The 16,501-nt window shown below is 39.9% G+C and carries 16 protein-coding genes and 1 other annotated feature; of the genes, 2 read left to right on the forward strand and 14 right to left on the reverse strand.

Annotation, left to right across the window (positions count from 1 at the left end; genetic code table 11):
• Positions 1 to 725: 725 nt before the first annotated feature.
• The 7 genes from lacD to PHA78_RS06315 all read right to left on the reverse strand — a co-directional run bounded on the left by lacD (position 726) and on the right by PHA78_RS06315 (position 7,619).
• On the reverse strand, positions 726 to 1,727 hold the full coding sequence (gene lacD, locus PHA78_RS06285; protein ID WP_272157863.1) for a tagatose-bisphosphate aldolase: 1,002 nt from the start codon (positions 1,725 to 1,727) through the stop codon (positions 726 to 728).
• A gap of 23 nt (positions 1,728 to 1,750) precedes the next feature.
• Positions 1,751 to 2,896, reverse strand: coding sequence for an N-acetylglucosamine-6-phosphate deacetylase (nagA, locus tag PHA78_RS06290; protein WP_024376662.1), 1,146 nt, complete (start codon positions 2,894 to 2,896; stop codon positions 1,751 to 1,753).
• A 260-nt stretch (positions 2,897 to 3,156) separates the two neighbouring features.
• Positions 3,157 to 3,495: a YlbF/YmcA family competence regulator gene (locus tag PHA78_RS06295; protein ID WP_002938966.1), complete on the reverse strand. Its 339-nt coding sequence runs from the start codon at positions 3,493 to 3,495 to the stop codon at positions 3,157 to 3,159.
• A gap of 9 nt (positions 3,496 to 3,504) precedes the next feature.
• The gene (locus tag PHA78_RS06300) at positions 3,505 to 4,608 is read right to left on the reverse strand and encodes a prephenate dehydrogenase (protein WP_029176078.1); all 1,104 of its coding nucleotides are present in this window, start codon (positions 4,606 to 4,608) and stop codon (positions 3,505 to 3,507) included.
• Between the two features lie 7 nt (positions 4,609 to 4,615).
• The gene (gene aroC, locus PHA78_RS06305; RefSeq protein ID WP_002940623.1) at positions 4,616 to 5,782 is read right to left on the reverse strand and encodes a chorismate synthase; all 1,167 of its coding nucleotides are present in this window, start codon (positions 5,780 to 5,782) and stop codon (positions 4,616 to 4,618) included.
• Positions 5,783 to 5,784: 2 nt separating this feature from the next.
• The gene (gene aroD / locus PHA78_RS06310) at positions 5,785 to 6,459 is read right to left on the reverse strand and encodes a type I 3-dehydroquinate dehydratase (protein ID WP_029180447.1); all 675 of its coding nucleotides are present in this window, start codon (positions 6,457 to 6,459) and stop codon (positions 5,785 to 5,787) included.
• On the reverse strand, positions 6,456 to 7,619 hold the full coding sequence (locus tag PHA78_RS06315; RefSeq protein WP_105127621.1) for a class I SAM-dependent rRNA methyltransferase: 1,164 nt from the start codon (positions 7,617 to 7,619) through the stop codon (positions 6,456 to 6,458). Before PHA78_RS06315 ends, aroD begins: the two co-directional genes overlap by 4 nt.
• A 116-nt stretch (positions 7,620 to 7,735) precedes the next feature.
• Here PHA78_RS06315 and PHA78_RS06320 point away from each other — a divergent pair, with 116 nt between their 5' ends.
• A complete protein-coding gene (locus PHA78_RS06320; RefSeq protein WP_272157864.1) occupies positions 7,736 to 9,910 on the forward strand; it encodes an LTA synthase family protein in 2,175 nt (724 codons plus the stop codon).
• A gap of 296 nt (positions 9,911 to 10,206) precedes the next feature.
• On the opposite strand, the gene PHA78_RS06325 is transcribed toward PHA78_RS06320, so the two are convergent.
• From PHA78_RS06325 to PHA78_RS06350, 6 genes are all read right to left on the reverse strand, one after another.
• Entirely contained in the window at positions 10,207 to 12,702 is a 2,496-nt protein-coding gene (locus PHA78_RS06325; RefSeq protein WP_272158564.1) for a pneumococcal-type histidine triad protein, read from the reverse strand.
• A gap of 492 nt (positions 12,703 to 13,194) precedes the next feature.
• Positions 13,195 to 13,554, reverse strand: a complete 360-nt coding sequence (rplT, locus tag PHA78_RS06330; protein ID WP_029997460.1) for a 50S ribosomal protein L20 — start codon at positions 13,552 to 13,554, stop codon at positions 13,195 to 13,197.
• A 42-nt stretch (positions 13,555 to 13,596) separates the two neighbouring features.
• The gene (gene rpmI / locus PHA78_RS06335; RefSeq protein WP_012027223.1) at positions 13,597 to 13,797 is read right to left on the reverse strand and encodes a 50S ribosomal protein L35; all 201 of its coding nucleotides are present in this window, start codon (positions 13,795 to 13,797) and stop codon (positions 13,597 to 13,599) included.
• A gap of 26 nt (positions 13,798 to 13,823) precedes the next feature.
• The gene (infC, locus tag PHA78_RS06340; protein ID WP_002940606.1) at positions 13,824 to 14,330 is read right to left on the reverse strand and encodes a translation initiation factor IF-3; all 507 of its coding nucleotides are present in this window, start codon (positions 14,328 to 14,330) and stop codon (positions 13,824 to 13,826) included.
• 40 nt (positions 14,331 to 14,370) lie between these two features.
• Positions 14,371 to 14,499: a sequence feature (ribosomal protein L20 leader region), on the reverse strand.
• Between the two features lie 26 nt (positions 14,500 to 14,525).
• On the reverse strand, positions 14,526 to 15,203 hold the full coding sequence (gene cmk, locus PHA78_RS06345; protein WP_099831389.1) for a (d)CMP kinase: 678 nt from the start codon (positions 15,201 to 15,203) through the stop codon (positions 14,526 to 14,528).
• A 9-nt stretch (positions 15,204 to 15,212) separates the two neighbouring features.
• Positions 15,213 to 15,695: an SAG1386/EF1546 family surface-associated protein gene (locus PHA78_RS06350; protein ID WP_015646683.1), complete on the reverse strand. Its 483-nt coding sequence runs from the start codon at positions 15,693 to 15,695 to the stop codon at positions 15,213 to 15,215.
• Positions 15,696 to 15,745: 50 nt separating this feature from the next.
• On the opposite strand from PHA78_RS06350, the gene PHA78_RS06355 reads away from it, so the two are divergent.
• Positions 15,746 to 15,940 carry a ferredoxin gene (locus tag PHA78_RS06355; RefSeq protein WP_024375711.1) on the forward strand — a complete coding sequence of 65 codons (195 nt, stop codon included), beginning with the start codon at positions 15,746 to 15,748 and terminating at the stop codon, positions 15,938 to 15,940.
• On the opposite strand, the gene PHA78_RS06360 is transcribed toward PHA78_RS06355, so the two are convergent.
• Entirely contained in the window at positions 15,929 to 16,417 is a 489-nt protein-coding gene (locus PHA78_RS06360) for an EbsA family protein (protein WP_099872006.1), read from the reverse strand. The two genes, PHA78_RS06355 and PHA78_RS06360, sit on opposite strands and share 12 nt — an antisense overlap.
• Positions 16,418 to 16,501 lie beyond the last annotated feature (84 nt).

Genomic DNA, 16,501 nt, shown 5'->3' on the forward strand with positions numbered 1-16,501 from the left:
TCTAACGTTTCGCACTTCTATTGATTTTTATATCCTAAATGACAAAAAAATGGTATCAAGCTTTACAAGACCCTGCTCGACTACTTTGTCTCTTTTTTTAAAACTGATTTCGTCCAAGATGTAGTGATAAACTTTCTTTGTGCTGAAATGACGGTTGCGGGTTCATTCTTTCTCTCAAAAAAAAGTTTCTCTTTACTTCTATGGGTTCCTGTTTCCGACAATTGCGACTTCCTTGCTCACATGGGAACAAGGCGCAGAAACCATTTTTACATCGTGACGCTTTTAAAAGCTCTCTTCCATTATACCCCCCCCCCCCCCGAAAAATCAAGTAGTTATTCTCAATTTCCACGACCGGCGCGAAAACCTAAATCCTTAAACCTGTAGTATTTTAGTTTGCTTTTAGTACTAGGCAACAAGTCACAGGCATAACTGATACTCTTCGAAAATCAAAAGCAGACGTTGTTAACTTGATTGGATGAGTGAGGCTGGGCAAAAAGCCCAGCTCCACTTCTTAGAGTTCGTGCCAATATCTCAGCGTCTACTACTAGTGGTTTGAATTAGGAAAAGGACAACTTTGAGTTATAGTGTCAATAACCTACTCCTAAAATAACTCTAAAGTTTTCAAATTGATAAACTTAGATATGTCCTGCTTCATTTCACTATAAATGAATATATTTGATGGCACAAAAAAAGTCTGAACCTAAGCCCAGACCCTACTAAAACAATTATTTTACTTCAACTTTTTCTGTCCAAGGACGCGCTGTAGTTGCTAGAACATCGTTGAGTTCTTCTACGTTGCGGCGACCTTGATCTGCCAACCAAGCTTTGGCTGCTTCTTCACCCTCGCTTGCAAAGATGGCTACTGCATCCTTCCAAGTCGCCCGACCACAAAGAACACCATTAAAGCTTGAACCTGCTTCTTTGGCAAAGACAAGGGTTTCTTGGAAAAGTTTGGCAGATACACCCGCACTCAAATAGATGAATGGCAAGTGAGTACTGTCTGTTTGCTCCTTGAAGAAGGCCTTGGCTTCCTCAACTGTATAGACTGGCTCTTCATCTGTGTAGCCTTCTACAAAGTTCATATTGACAGGTACTTCAACCTTGAGCACGTCGGCATTATAACGTGACTTACTAAATTCACGCATGGCACCATTGACCTTGTGTGGTTTGAGGGCTGCGTATTCACGAGAAGTCACATCCATATCGCTGGCATCGTAAGTCAAGATTTCGACGAAGTAAGGAATATCTTCTGCGATACACTCACTACCAATGCGTTCTACCCAAGCATGCTTAATGTCGTTGATTTCTGGCTTGTCATCTACATCATAGTAAAGCAAGATTTTTACGGCATCTGCCCCCAATTCTTTGATACGTTTGGCTGACCAATTTGGCAAAAGGTCTGGCAAACGACCTGGTGTGGACGCATCGTAACCTGTTTTTTCATAAGCTGCAATAAAACCGCAATCTGCATGGCGCAATTCTGAAGCCGGAACACCATACTCAGCATCCAAAAGAATGGAGCTTGCATAAGGAGTCAAATCGCTTGAGATGACTTTCTTGAAGTCAATCAAAATATCATCTCCAAATTCGCTACCACCTGCTGCAGCAGCAAGCAGGCGTTTCAATGCACCACGTTGGTCAATCGCCAAGGCCGCAATCACCTGATCGCTGTTTGACAAGCGGGTCATGTGATTGAATTTAGCTTGAGAAAGTTGTAATTTTGTCATTAGTTTCCTCCTAAGGAATTTTATTAACCAAATCGTTTCACGCCATCTAGATAGGTCGCTTGTAAGCGTCCTGCATCATCTACGACGATAAAGTCTGCAGCTCGGCCTTCTGCAATCCGACCACAAATATGGTCAATATTGACAGAGCGAGCTGGTGCCAGAGAAGCCATACGAAGGGCATCAGGTAGGGACACCAAGCCCCATTTCACAACATTTTGCACTGCTTCGATCAATTCTAAGATAGAACCTGCCAAACTACCACTTTCTTTTAAACGAGCAGTTCCATCTTTTACAACAACTTCAAATTCACCGAGGCGGGACTCCCCTTCACCCATACCGCCAGCTCGCATACAGTCCGTAATCAAAACAGTTTCCTCAGCTCCACGTGCTTTGACCACGATTTCTGCCGCAGCTGGATGAACATGGTGTCCATCACAAATCATTTCCGCATAGACATTTTTTAAATTCAAAGCAGCTCCGACCATACCTGGTTCACGGTGATGAAGCCCACTCATCCCATTGTAAACATGGACGAAGATATTGGCACCAGCTTCTACTGCCGCTTCCGCTTGCGCATAGGTCGCATCGCTGTGAGCCAAGGCAGTATGAATTGCCTTGCTGTTAGCAAACTCGATGAATTCTTTGACGCCTTCACGTTCTGGAGCAATAGCAATTTTATTGACTAAACCTTTAGATAAGCTGTGCCAGTTGTCCAACTTTTCAATGGATGGATCGCTCATGTACTTAGGATTTTGTGCTCCCTTGTATTTTTCTGTAAAGAAAGGACCTTCTAAGAAAATACCTTGAATCTTGGCGCCTGTTTCCTGCCCTGCATAAGTCCCAATCGTTTCACAAACTGCATCTAAATTTTCAGTCGTATCTGTTAAGGTCGTTGGAAGCCAAGAGGTCACCCCACAAGACAAGAGACCTTCTGAAATTACCTTGATCCCTTCAAAATCATTGTCCATAACATCGTGAGAAGCGTAGCCGTGGATATGTGTATCAACTAGCCCTGGTGCTAAATGAAAGTCAGAATAATCAACAATCTCCCCTTCAGGCTTTTCAGTCACAATCCGTCCAAACTGCCCCTTGTCAGTAATTTCCAAATAGGCTGATTCGACCTCACTCTCTGGTAAAATAATAGATTTTGCTTTTATAAATACTGCCATATTATCTCCTTTATTGATATATACACTTGCTAAACTGGTTATAACCATATACCAAATATATTGTAGAACTTCTATTAGAAAATGTCAAGTAATTACCATAACTTTATAAGAAATGGATGCTGGAGAAGGTAGAAAAAAGAGTTCTTACTCCCCAAAGTACCGTTTCTGAATCTGTACTTGGAGATAAGAACTCTACGTAAGCAGTGTATACTAGGCGTCAATCCATGACCTAACACCTACTCCTATCAAATATAAATATATTACAACAATTCGTTGAGAGGTTTGAAGATGATACGTTCCAAATCAGCTACATAAGTTCCCAACTGTTGTTGCTTGCTGAAATATTCCGTCAAAAGTGGATTTCCCTGAACTTTCTTGTTGAAATCCAACATTTTCTTTTGGTCAGCTTCAGTAGGAATTTCACCAGCCTGCAATTTAGATTGGATTTCTTTTTGGAAAGAAATATAACTTTCCAATATTTCTTTGGCTTCTGAATTCCCCTCAACTGAGACCTTAACGGCTTCCACCGCCTTATATTCAGGCAGGTTACGGATTGCACGTTCCAATTCATTTGCGATATCATAGATATTTGTTGACATAATTTTCTCCTAATCTAAATGGATTTTGTAAGTCGTCTGCTCTCTTAAACGTTTCGCAGCGTCTTCCAAATTCCCTTTGTTTTTAAACGTAATTTGTAAAATACCGTGTATATCTTCACGGTTCTCTTCATTGATACGAATATTGACAATGGAAATACCCCGTAAGACTTCCAAAACCTTCAAAATCGTATCTTCCTCATCAGGAACACTAAGGAATAAATCGTAGAAAGAATCAACACCTGCACGCTTGTGAATTTCCATGGCTTTACGAGTTTGACGTCCTTTATCAAAAAAGTCCCAAATTGCTTTTTGATCGCCAGATCTGAGAACATCTGAAATTTCTGAGAGACGTGCTTGAAATTCCTCGATTCGATTTAGAATAGAATCTGCATTGGTTAGCAAAATGCTAGTCCACATGCTCGGCTCACTTTCCGCAATCCGTGTCATATCTCTAAATCCTCCAGCTGCAAAATTATTCGTAAAGGGATGATCTTGCGCAAACTCTCCAGCTTGGTGCATCAAACTAGAAGCCAATACGTGTGGAAAATGTGAAATTTGACTGGTCACACGGTCATGTTCTGCCGCATCAATCTGAACAAAACGTGCCCCCGTTCCAGATAACAAATCTGTCAATCGAGGAACCGCATCCTGCTTGGTAGCCTGACACGGTGTCATAATGTAGTAAGCATTCTCAAATAGATGGAGATCTGCTGCACTGGCACCAGATTTATGACTACCTGCCATAGGGTGTCCACCGATAAAATTAATTTGTCTTGGCGCCAAATGTTCCTCAGCAACAGCCACAATTGCAGACTTCGTTGAACCTGCATCTGTAATCAAGACCGTATCCTTCAATTCAAGAGCACTAAATTCTTCAATCAAACGCAAAGAAACTTGAATTGGAACACACAGAAGAATCACATCCGCCTGCTTTGCTACACCCTCCAATTCCATTGATACCTCATCAACCATCCCCTTGCCCAAGGCAATTTGGCATGATTGTTCGTTAGGATCAAAGCCAATGAGGTGATAGTCAGGATGGTCTTTGCGAATACAGAGCGCAAGTGAACTTCCAATCAACCCTAGACCTACAATTAAAATCGTTTTTTTCATTAATTACCTAGAAATTTTTGACATAGTCGCGATGACTGGCTACTGCAGCTTTCAATTCCTCCATATTATCGGAAGAGAACTTCTCTAGGATTTCTGTCGCTAGAGTTGTGGCTACGACTGATTCCATGACCACACCAGCTGCTGGGAGAGCCGTTGGATCTGAACGTTCCACAGTAGCTTTATAAGGCTCATGAGTATCAATGTCAACCGACATCAATGGCTTATAGAGGGTCGGAATTGGTTTCATAACACCACGAATAATCAGAGCCTCGCCATTGGTCATACCACCTTCGAAACCACCTAGATTATTGGTTCGGCGTGTATATCCTTTTTCTTGGGACCAGAGAATTTCGTCCATGACTTGACTCCCTTTGAGATAGCCAGCTTGGAAGCCTACTCCAAATTCTACTCCCTTAAAAGCATTGATTGAAACAACAGCCTGCGCTAATTTTGCATCTAACTTTTTATCCCATTGCACATATGACCCCAAGCCAGCTGGAACTCCTCCAACAACAGTCTCAATCACTCCGCCAATAGTATCTCCATCTCGCTTGATTTGATCAATATAGGCTTTTATTTCTTCTTCACGCTCTTGGTTGACAATAGATACTTCTGACTGGGCTGCACGCTCTTTGATTTCTGCTACGCTTAAACCATCTGGGACATCAATTTCCTTCCCTCCGAAAACGACTACATGGTTAGCAATTTCAATATCCAACTCAGCCAAAATCCGTTTGGCAACCGCACCTACAGCCACACGCATAGTTGTCTCACGCGCACTAGAACGCTCCAAGGAATTACGCAAATCATCAAAGCGATATTTCATACCACCAACTAGGTCAGCATGTCCTGGTCGTGGATGTTTGATACGACGCTTACTTTTGAGTTTCTCTTCGATATCCTCAACTGCCATAATATCCAACCATTTTTGATGGTCTTTATTGGTCACATTCAATGTAATCGGGGCACCTGTTGTCTTGCCGTGACGAACACCAGCCGTAATCTCTACGCGATCTGTTTCAATCTGCATCCGACTACCACGACCGTATCCCCCCTGGCGACGTTTTAAATCTTCATTAATATCCTCAGCTGTTAAAGGAAGACCAGCTGGAACTCCCTCAATAATGGCTGTTAGACGTGGTCCGTGAGACTCACCAGCTGTTAAATAACGCATACTTAATTCTCCAAAATTTCCAAAAACTTACGAGTATTGCCTAAAGACATCTGTCCAGGTGCAGATGTTTCATCTAAGCTGGCAAAAGTCCAGCAGGATCCTGTAATCACACCTGCAATACGCGTTAACTTCCCTAGTTCACCCATAGCGATTGTCGCAAATGTCTGCTCGGTGTTCAGCGATTTAAAACCACGAGTATAATTCATAACATCTAGGACATCCTGCTCTGTCTTAGCCATTACAGCCATTTTAACAACAGCTGGTGACAGGCTAGTTAGTTCAGACATGATTTCCATATAATTAGACGGTGTTTCCTCAAAATTATGATAACTCAACACAAGATTAGGAAACTCCAACATCTGCTCAAAAACCGGCTTATAAGAATAATATTCAAAATCAATATAATCTGGCTGATAAAGCGCTGCAACTTCTTTGATTAAATTGACATATTCTTGATCGTCCAAATCCAAGTGGCCACCTTCACGTGTTGTTCGAATGGTGAAAACCACTTCCTTACCATTACATTTTTCAAATATAGCAGGTGCTACTCTTAAAATATCATCTTTCGGAAGATAGTCTGCTCGCCATTCAACAATATCTGCCTCTGCTAGACGTTCTACATCAATGGCCTCTACCTCTTCCAGATTTCTAGGCATAATAGGAACTACTATTTTCATTTATCTACCTGTATCGTAAAGACCTTTAGGTAATTACTACTTTCATCATTTTTATTGATTACAAAATCAGCTGGCAAGCGGTAACTTGCCTCATAACGGTGTTTTCTAACACCAAAACCTTTTTCAATCTGCCTCTTAAATTTTTCAACAGAAACATTTGCGGCGTTGGTCGAAGCGATAATAGTTCCACCTGTATTTAGTATTTCCAAAGATTGAGAAATCAACTTGTGATAATCTTTGGCTACTGAAAAGGTTTGTTTCTTATTTCGTGCAAAGCTTGGCGGATCCAAGACAATCACATCATAAGTCAAGCCTTTACGTTTGGCATATTTGAAATATTCAAATACATCCATTACCACAAAGTGATGATTATCTAAGTCTAAACTATTAACCTTAAAGTGAGCTTTAGAAAGTTCTCGCGAGCGTTTGGCTAAGTCAACAGAAGTCGTTTCCCCTGCTCCGCCCATGGCAGCAGCAATAGAAAATGCTGCCGTGTACGAAAACGTGTTCAAAAGTGACTTGCCTGCCGCCAGCCCATCCACCAAGGAACCACGTACCTCATGCTGATCCAAAAAGATTCCCGTCATCAGTCCATCATTCATAAAGACCTGATAGTGAACTCCATTTTCCAACACAGTGAAATACTCAGGGGCTTCTTCTCCATAAAGATGAGCAGACTCAAAGGCTAAACCTTTAAAACGAATCTTCTCATAAGCTCCTCTTACTTCTGGAAATACCTGTTGAAAGGCAGCAACAATCATCTCTTTGACAGAATAAATAAAGGTATTATACCATGAAAAAACTGCGTATTCATCATACAAGTCAACCGTCATTCCACCAAAATTATCTCCATCTTGATTAAATAAACGAAAAGCGTTCGTCATCTCAGATTGATAAAAATGTTGACGTTTCTGTTTAGCATCCACGAATAATTTAACAAAAAAATCCATGGTCAAGTCTTGATTGCTTCTACTAAACAGCCAGCCTATTCCCTTATTCTGTTTGGACAAATAAGCCTGGCCCAAATAGCTTCCAGACTCTGAATACAAAACAGCCAGCTTGTCTTCATCAAACGAAAAACCTGAAAAATCAGCGCTATCCAAGAGTTGAATCCCTCTGTTTATTTTCTGTTCTGCAATACGGTTTACCTTTATTTTCATAGAATTATTATAACATGTTTCTTCATACTATGCCAAAAAAACTCTAAACTTTGAGGCTTATTTTAAAATTATGGTATAATGAACTAAGCTTTTAGAAAGGACCATGAGGTTTTATTGTGAAAAAACTAATTGACTACGTCAAGAAGATCGGACAAACTCGACTTGGCTTCGTCTTGATTTTGCTAATCATTTACTGGCTCAAAACACTCTGGGCCTACTATGTTGATTTTAATTTAGATACCCAAGGATTTTTCCAAAATTTTATCGCTATTATGAATCCTCTACCAGTAGGAATTTTATTGCTTGGTCTCTCGCTTTATATAAAGAATACGAAGGCATTCTATAGTGTAGCGATGACCATTTATATTGTTCTTTTCGCCTGGCTCTTTTCAAATGCAGTCTATTATAGAGAATTTTCCGATTATATTTCCATTTCTACCATGATGGCTACCTCTAGCGTATCTGCTGGACTAGGAGAAGCAGCTCTTAAGTTATTTAGGCTATGGGATATTGTCTATTTTCTTGATTTTATAGCTTTTGGTTTCTTAGTCTACCGTAAGGCATTTCACTGGGACAAAACTCCATTTCATAAAAAATCTAGCTTTGCCATCACAGCCTTTTCAGTATTATTATTCTCTATCAATCTCTTTTTAGCAGAAATTGATAGACCTGAGCTACTGACGAGAGGATTTTCTAATACTTATATCGTCAGAGCCCTTGGTTTACCAGCTTTCCTTGGCTACAATGCTAATCAAACCTACAATGCCCATAAGGATCGCTCTGGGGCCACCGCCTCAGACCTGGAGCCTGTAAAACAATATATTACAGAACATTATGCTCAGCCGAATGACAACTACTTCGGTATTGCCAAAGGACGAAATGTTATCTATCTCCACCTAGAAAGCTTACAACAATTTGTTATTGACTATAAGTTGAACGTCAACGGTATCGAATACGAAGTCACACCTTTCCTCAATTCTCTGTATCATTCTAGCTCTACTCTCGCCTTTTCTAATTTCTTCAACCAAGTGAAGGCAGGTAAAACCTCTGATGCCGAAACTATGATTGAAACCTCACTTTTTGGACTCAATCAAGGCTCTTTCATGGTCCAATATGGTGGAAGCAATACCCAGCAAGCCGCACCATATATTCTCTCTCAAAATGGTGGCTATACATCTGCTGTATTCCACGGAAATGCAGCCAGTTTCTGGAATAGGAACAACACCTATAAACAATGGGGTTACAATTACTTCTTTGATCAATCCTATTTCTCTAAAGCCACTGCTGAAAATTCATTCCAATACGGTCTGAATGATAAAATCATGTTTGCCGACTCTATCCAATATCTGGAACATTTACAGCAACCCTTCTATACCAAATTTATCACAGTTTCCAACCACTACCCTTATACAACCAGCTTGATTGGGGATGAGATTGGCTTTCCATTAGCCAATACAGATGATGAAACCATTAATGGCTATTTTGCTACTGCAAACTATCTCGATGCGTCCATAAAGGCATTTTTTGATTACTTAAAAGCGACTGACTTGTACGAAAACTCCGTCATCGTTCTCTATGGTGATCACTATGGAATTTCTAATTCACGCAATCCTGACTTGGCACCGTTGATTGGAAAAGATTCGCAGACTTGGTCAGATTTTGACAATGCCATGATGCAACGTGTTCCATATATGATTGTTGTACCTGGAATGACCAACGGTGGGATTTTTGATACCTATGGTGGTGAGATTGATGCACTTCCTACTCTCGAACATCTTTTAGGAATCAAATCCGATAACTATCTTCAAGTTGGTCAAGACCTACTTTCCAGCCAACACAGCCAAATTGTGGCTCTTCGAACCGCTGGCAGTTTCATCACACCAAAATACACTAGCTACGAAGGTAAAATCTACTATACAGAAACTGGTCTTGAAATTACAAATCCAGATGAGACAACTCAGAAAGAAATTGATGCAATTAAAGAAGCTACCGCAGCACAACTGGCGACTAGCGATGCCATTCAAACTGGTGATCTTATCCGATTCTTCGACAATGGATTGCCTGCCTTGGATTCAAGTCAATATAACTATATTGACTCATTGGCTGCCGAGATTGCACTGGAGAATAAACTTGGTACACAATCGACAAGTTTGTATAGTAAAAACGGCAATAAGTCAACAATTGAACTATTTAAAGCACCAAGCTACCTAGAACTTCACGGTAGTACAACTGCTACTAGCACACCAAATACTGGTACTAGCTCAACAAGTACCAGTTCAAATTCGCAGTAATACACTAAAAGGCTTAGAATCATATCAGTTACTACATTGATTCTAAGCCTTTTTATACTCAATGAAAATCAAAAACAGACTAGCTCCAAAGGTTTGGGGAACCTTTGGAGGTTGGAGATAGAGCGAACGTAGTTCGTTTCTACTTAGCAGATAGAACCCTGTTACTATTTTGTTTCAAGGTAACAGGCTGAAAGGCTCCACTGGAGCCTTTCACTCATCAAATCAAGTCAACAACGTCTGATTTTGATTTTCGAAGAGTATTAGACCACTATTTCAAATCACTCATCTCTATTGCATCAAGGAAATATAGAATCCTCACTAGACTCTTCCCCTGCTGATGGATTCTTAGGGACATCTATGGGTGCAACAGTACTACTTTCTGTTGCTTTTGTATCTTCTGTTGTAGTTTCAATGTCTGTTACAGTTTCTACTTCTGAACTAGGTGTCAACAAATCATCTAACCAGCCGTCTGCATCCTCTTCTCCATTCGGGACATCTGGAGTATTCGGCAATGGATTTCCAGGCAACCAAGTATCACCTGGCTCAACTGTCCCATCTTTGCTATCACTTTCAACTTTATCGAAATGAATATCGTAGACAGTATCTTCCAAAATAGGTGTGTCCCATGCTACATTTGGAATAACAGGTTTTGTATAATCTCGTTTATAACCTGTCTCACTCTTCAAAGATGGCGGAAAAATTCCAGCTTGGTTCAATGTTAACCCTTTTCTAACAAGGTAAACAACTGTTTTACTAGTTCCCAAATGGGTCTGAAGTTGACCGCCGTCACCTGCTCGAAATGCAAGAGCTACATAATTCTTTGGATCATGCCAATGGTAATTTGGATGTCTACTTGGATCATGGATGTCCGTTGGATTATCCATATTTTCGGCAATATATGGCCCTATACGAGGACCTGTTGTCCCAAATGCTGCCAAGCTCGTTGTGGCACTGACATAATCTGTATCTTTTTCTCCACCGGTAATAACTGTCCTAAACTCGATGAATTCATAATCTTTACTTGGAACCGGTTCTGGTACAACAAGCCCCTGCTCCTTAGCTTGTTTCCAAGTTAAGTCAGATTTCACAAAGTATATGAACCCTGCTCGAATCTCACCATTTAATTTTAAACGACCATTAGCTATCGCACTATATTTAACAGGTACATAGTCTGATAGATCAATATTTGAAACATCATCACTTGGAGTGTAAATATTTTTTGTCGGCTTATGATAAACATTATCAAAATCAGCATAAAAACTCTGATGTTCTCTTGCCATCTTGCCAGACTTTGGCAAAGCAGCATTCCAACCGTTAAAGACGCGTCCCTTTTGTTGAAGGGTCTGCGGATAGACGATGTTCAAATCTTCCCAGTTTAAATCTTTACGAACCAAATAATAAACTCTCTTCGTTTTTTTACCATTAACGACAAAATCACCAAAATCACTATTTGTACTGAATGTTACTAGAATGAAATTTTTAATATCCTGAATCCCTTCTGGATGATACTTTTGATGGACACCATTACGTGTTAAATTTTCTGTTGAACCTTCTGTATAAAAAGGCCCATATACCGATTGTTTCTCAATAGCAAGATTTACCGTTTCGGTCTTAACATCACGCTCAGGATCATCTGGCAAACTAGGATCAATTTTATAAACGTGCGCATGGTCCCCATGGCGTACACTCATATAGTTCCCGTCAATTGTAATGTCCTCACGCTTGACTTTAAAACGCTCCATGTACTGCTTAATGAGACGTTCTTTTCTCTGTTCAAGAGTTTCTCCATCCTTTTGCTTAAGAATACGATCTTCTGGACTTTCAAACGGCTTCCTTGTATCAATTTCCTTTAATAAAACAATATGTGTGTGATCTCCATGCGGATACTCTAATCCAATTTGACCGTCAACGATGACTTTCTTAAGACGTGATGGCTCTAAATTCAATTCTTTTGCTAAGTAGTCCAATTTGGTTTGATACTCAGTATTTTCTTCCTCGGACAATGACTTCTTATCCGATTCAACATTTGGTTTATACTGATTCACAAGATAAGACCATTTACTCTTTTTCAATGTTTCAAAATGAATAAGATGCAAATGTTTCCCATGCCTTACTAGAATCCCAGTTTCCGTTACACCGCTGATATTTTGCCCATCAAATAAGAAACCATCACTCGTTTGAAAATCAATCCCCGGAATCCCTTCCTGTTGGTGAACGACAGGAAGAGTTGACGATTGACGACTATCAGAGGTCAATTGTCTGTGTGTCGTGCCACCTAAGCTTGATTTTAAAATATAGTGATAATGATCCCCATGCCGAACAGTATAGCCATTTGCATCCTCTGCGACAATATCTTTAGGATCAAAAATGTATTCATCTTCGGTCTGTTTCGAGCCTGACGATAATTGATTTCTCTTAGGTTGAGAAGAATGGTTTTTTTCTTGATAGTTTTCAGGAATTAAATAAGCCCATTTTGTATTTTTTAAATCTGAGTAAAAGAAAAAATGCTTATGATCACCATGATTGACAATAATTCCTAAATCAGTTTTTTCCTCAATTTGTGACTCATCAGTGAGTAAAAAACCATCATCTGTCGCCTTATCAATCCCTGGAACTTCCTTTTTCGGATCTGAAGGAATCTCTCTTGATTGCTTTGATTGCGATGTTTCTATGCTTGTTATTTTTTGATGGCTCGATTGCTCTTTATAATTTGACACTTGATAGGTCATCAATGCTACAGCACAAATAAACGATACTCCTGCTACATAAAGAAAAGTCTTACCTTGTTTCATATCACTTTTTCTCTCCTTACTTACTATTATATTTATATTATTGACATGATAAATGGGAGTGGGAAAGAACTCGACCATTCATAGAAGAGTTCGTCAACCATTTTTCGTTTTAAGTTGTTGAGCTGAAACAGTCTATCCCCAGACTGTTTCACTCCCACCCCCGCACAGCTCAAACTGTCTGGGAGACAGTTTGAGGTTGGAGATAAGGCGAACTCTGTTCGCATCAGTCGTAGAGGTCAGATTTGGAGTGTAAAACACGAACAAATCTGCCAATCAACCACTGCGCTGAGATGTTGACACTAACGTTGAGAAGCGGTGCAGGGCTTTTTGCCCAGCCTCATCACCATATCCACTTGCTTTATAAAATAAAATTTGTCGCCTTTTTAATTTACCAGTTAAGTATATCATTCATATTGAAATTTAGCAAGCTATGAGCGAATTAAAACAAAATAAAGAGCTTGGTACACAGACCAAACTCTTCATTTTATATACTTATTTAGTAAGTTTTGCTTTAGCTGCATCTGCAAGAGCTGTGAAAGCTGCTGCATCGTTTACTGCCAAGTCAGCAAGCATTTTGCGGTTTACTTCGATTTCTGCCAATTTCAAACCGTGCATCAATTGTGAGTATGACAAACCGTTCATGCGAGCAGCCGCGTTGATACGAGTGATCCACAATTTACGGAAATCACGTTTCTTCTGACGGCGGTCACGGTATGCATAGTAGTAAGAGTTCATTACTTGTTCTTTCGCAGTGCGGAACAAGAGATGTTTAGCTCCATAGTAACCTTTAGCTAATTTTAAAATACGTTTACGGCGTTTACGAGAAACAACGCCACCTTTAACACGTGCCATATATATTTCCTCCGAATAATTCTCTAATTTCTAGTAATCGACTTATTTAAGTCCTGTAAGCATTGATTTGATACGCTTGAAGTCACCAGCATGTACCATACCTGCTTTACGAAGGTGACGACGTTGTTTTTTAGTTTTACCGTGGAAACGGTGTGAAGTATAAGCGCGGAAGCGTTTCAATCCACCAGAACCTGTACGTTTGAAACGTTTAGCTGATGCGCGGTGAGTTTTTTGTTTTGGCATGTTAATTCTCCTTTTGCTTAAAAAGCTTATTTTTTATCTGAAGCTGGGGCCAATTGCATAAACATTTGACGTCCGTCCATCTTAGCGCGTTGTTCGATAATGGCAATATCTTGGGTTGCTTCAGCGAACTCAGCTAATACTTTCGCTCCAACTTCTTTGTGGGTAATCATACGACCCTTGAAACGGATCGAAACCTTAACCTTATTTCCTTTTTCAAGGAATTTACGGGCATGACGAAGTTTTGTCTCGAAGTCCCCTTTATCAATAACTGGACTTAGACGCACTTCTTTTACAGTGACAACACTTTGTTTTTTGCGTTGTTCTTTCTGTTTCTTCTGATATTCAAATTTGAACTTACCGTAGTCCATAATTTTCGCTACTGGTGGTTTAGCTTGTGGTTGAATCAATACTAAATCCACGTTTGCGCTATCAGCAATGGCCTGAGCCTCATTGAGCGGTTTGATTCCCAACTGTTCACCCTCAAGACCGATAAGACGAACTTCACGCACTCGAATTTCATCATTGATGAACAAATCTTGCTTTGCTATGGCTTTTCACCTCATTTTATATTTTTCGAGAAAAACGAAACGGACTTGCTAAACAAGTCCGCACTACACCATTATTCTTTCCGAAGAAATCTTAATCCGTAGAGCCAGACAACGTTAGTCGCAAGGCGAGAAGCTCTCACTTCTGCTTTTCTCAATACGACTATTCTAACATGTCTAAAACTACTTGTCAAGAATTTCTTTCGCTTTTTCGGAAATAAATTTCACTACACCTTCGATGGATACTCCTGTTGTATCAAAAGTAATGGCATCGTCTGCTGCCTTTAAAGGAGAAACTTCTCGATGGGAATCTTTATAGTCACGAGCCGCAATTTCCTGCTTTAGAGATTCCAAGTCGGTCTCAATGCCACGTTCCGTATTTTCCTTAAATCGACGGAGGGCACGCTCTTCAACAGAAGCAATAAGGAATATTTTGAGTTCTGCCTGTGGTAAAACAACTGTTCCAATATCGCGACCATCCATAACAATGCCGCCAGCCTGGGCAATTTCCTGTTGCAGGCGTACCAATTCTTCCCGTACTAGAGGAAGTGCTGCTACTGCTGATACATTATTTGTAACTTGGTTATCACGAATGGGCAAAGTGACATCTTCATCACCAACAAAAACTAATTGTTGGCCATTTTCATCACGCCCAAATCGAATAGGATACTGAGCAAGCAAGGCCACGATTCTATTTTGATCTGTGATCTCTATGCCGTTTGTCAAGGCTAGATAGGTAGCCGAGCGATACATAGCTCCTGTATCTAAGTAAGTATATCCAAAATTTTTAGCAATAATTTTAGCAACCGTTGACTTCCCACTTGAAGCTGGACCGTCAATTGCAATTTGAATTGATTTCATAACCCCTCTTTATCTAATACGGACTACATCACCTGGATGCGCAAGCCAAGACCCTGTGGTCATTTTCTCTGGATTTAATCGCTCTAGCTCAGCAATTGAAATCCCGCCACGTGCGGCTAATTGCCCAACACCTTCACCTGCTTGAACAGTAAGGGTAGAGCCATCCGTAGCTTCTGCTAGACTGGAACTTGTTTCCGTTGTTTCTGTTTCTGTCGCATCAGTAGAAGTAGACTCCTGTGTTTCTGCAACTGAAGTTGAGCTTTCTGCTACAACTGCCGCGGAGCTTGGATTATAAAATTCTTTAGTTGAATCTGTTTTACTACCTCCAACCGACAAATAGATGGCAGTGATACCAATAATCAGTACGATAACAAAGAAAATAATTGCCAAGACTGTAAATACTGTTGTACTTGCTACTCCCTTGTTTAGACGTTCTTTTCGACTAACTGTTTCTGTTTGATAAACTTCTTCATTCCATGGCTCTTGTGACATTATCAAGAAAACTCCTTGTATTTTTATTAAAATATGATTACAATACTAATATGAAAATAAAACTTATTCCTGAACGGTGCATTGCCTGCGGGCTCTGCCAAACCTATTCATCTATATTCGATTATGATGACGACGGTATCGTTGTTTTTTCAGACGACTCACAATTTGAGAAAACGGTTGAACCCAATCCAGATATTCTCAAAGCCATCAAATCATGTCCTACAAAAGCCATTTCAGCTGATTGATTTGGCTTTTTTTGTATAATACTCTTCAAAATAATCCTGTTTTATTAAATGGTCTATTAATTCAATCTCACCCTTGAAGCAATTATGAATAGCTAAATGGTTAATAAAGTATTTTTTCGGCCATTTGCGCATGTGATACACCTGCCCATTGGGAAATTCTTGTGAAAATATGCGAATGGCTAGATAAGAAACTTCAATTTTTTCTATGGTAGCAATTTCAATTTTCTGTACTGCAAAAGGATTAGCCGAAGCAATCCGTAAATGCTTTTCTTTTATCTCGAAATAGCGATGTAAGCCAAGCACTACTAATACAGCAAAGAGAGAGAGAAGTAAGATAAATAATCTTGAAACTCTCAACTTTTCCAATAAAAGTGTCATACCAATGAAAATAGGCGTGAAGGTAAGTGACCAGTAAATAATGGCCCATGATAAATCCGGTTGCCAATGGTAACGAATTTTACCAAAAATTTTGATCATATCGGACCTCCATCTATTATTCTAGCACAAAAATAGAGATTTTCCTATGAAAACCTCTATCTTTTGAAATTTTTATTACATTTA

Source organism: Streptococcus sp. HN38 (assembly GCF_028335765.1).
GTDB classification, from domain to species: Bacteria; Bacillota; Bacilli; order Lactobacillales; family Streptococcaceae; genus Streptococcus; species Streptococcus suis_P.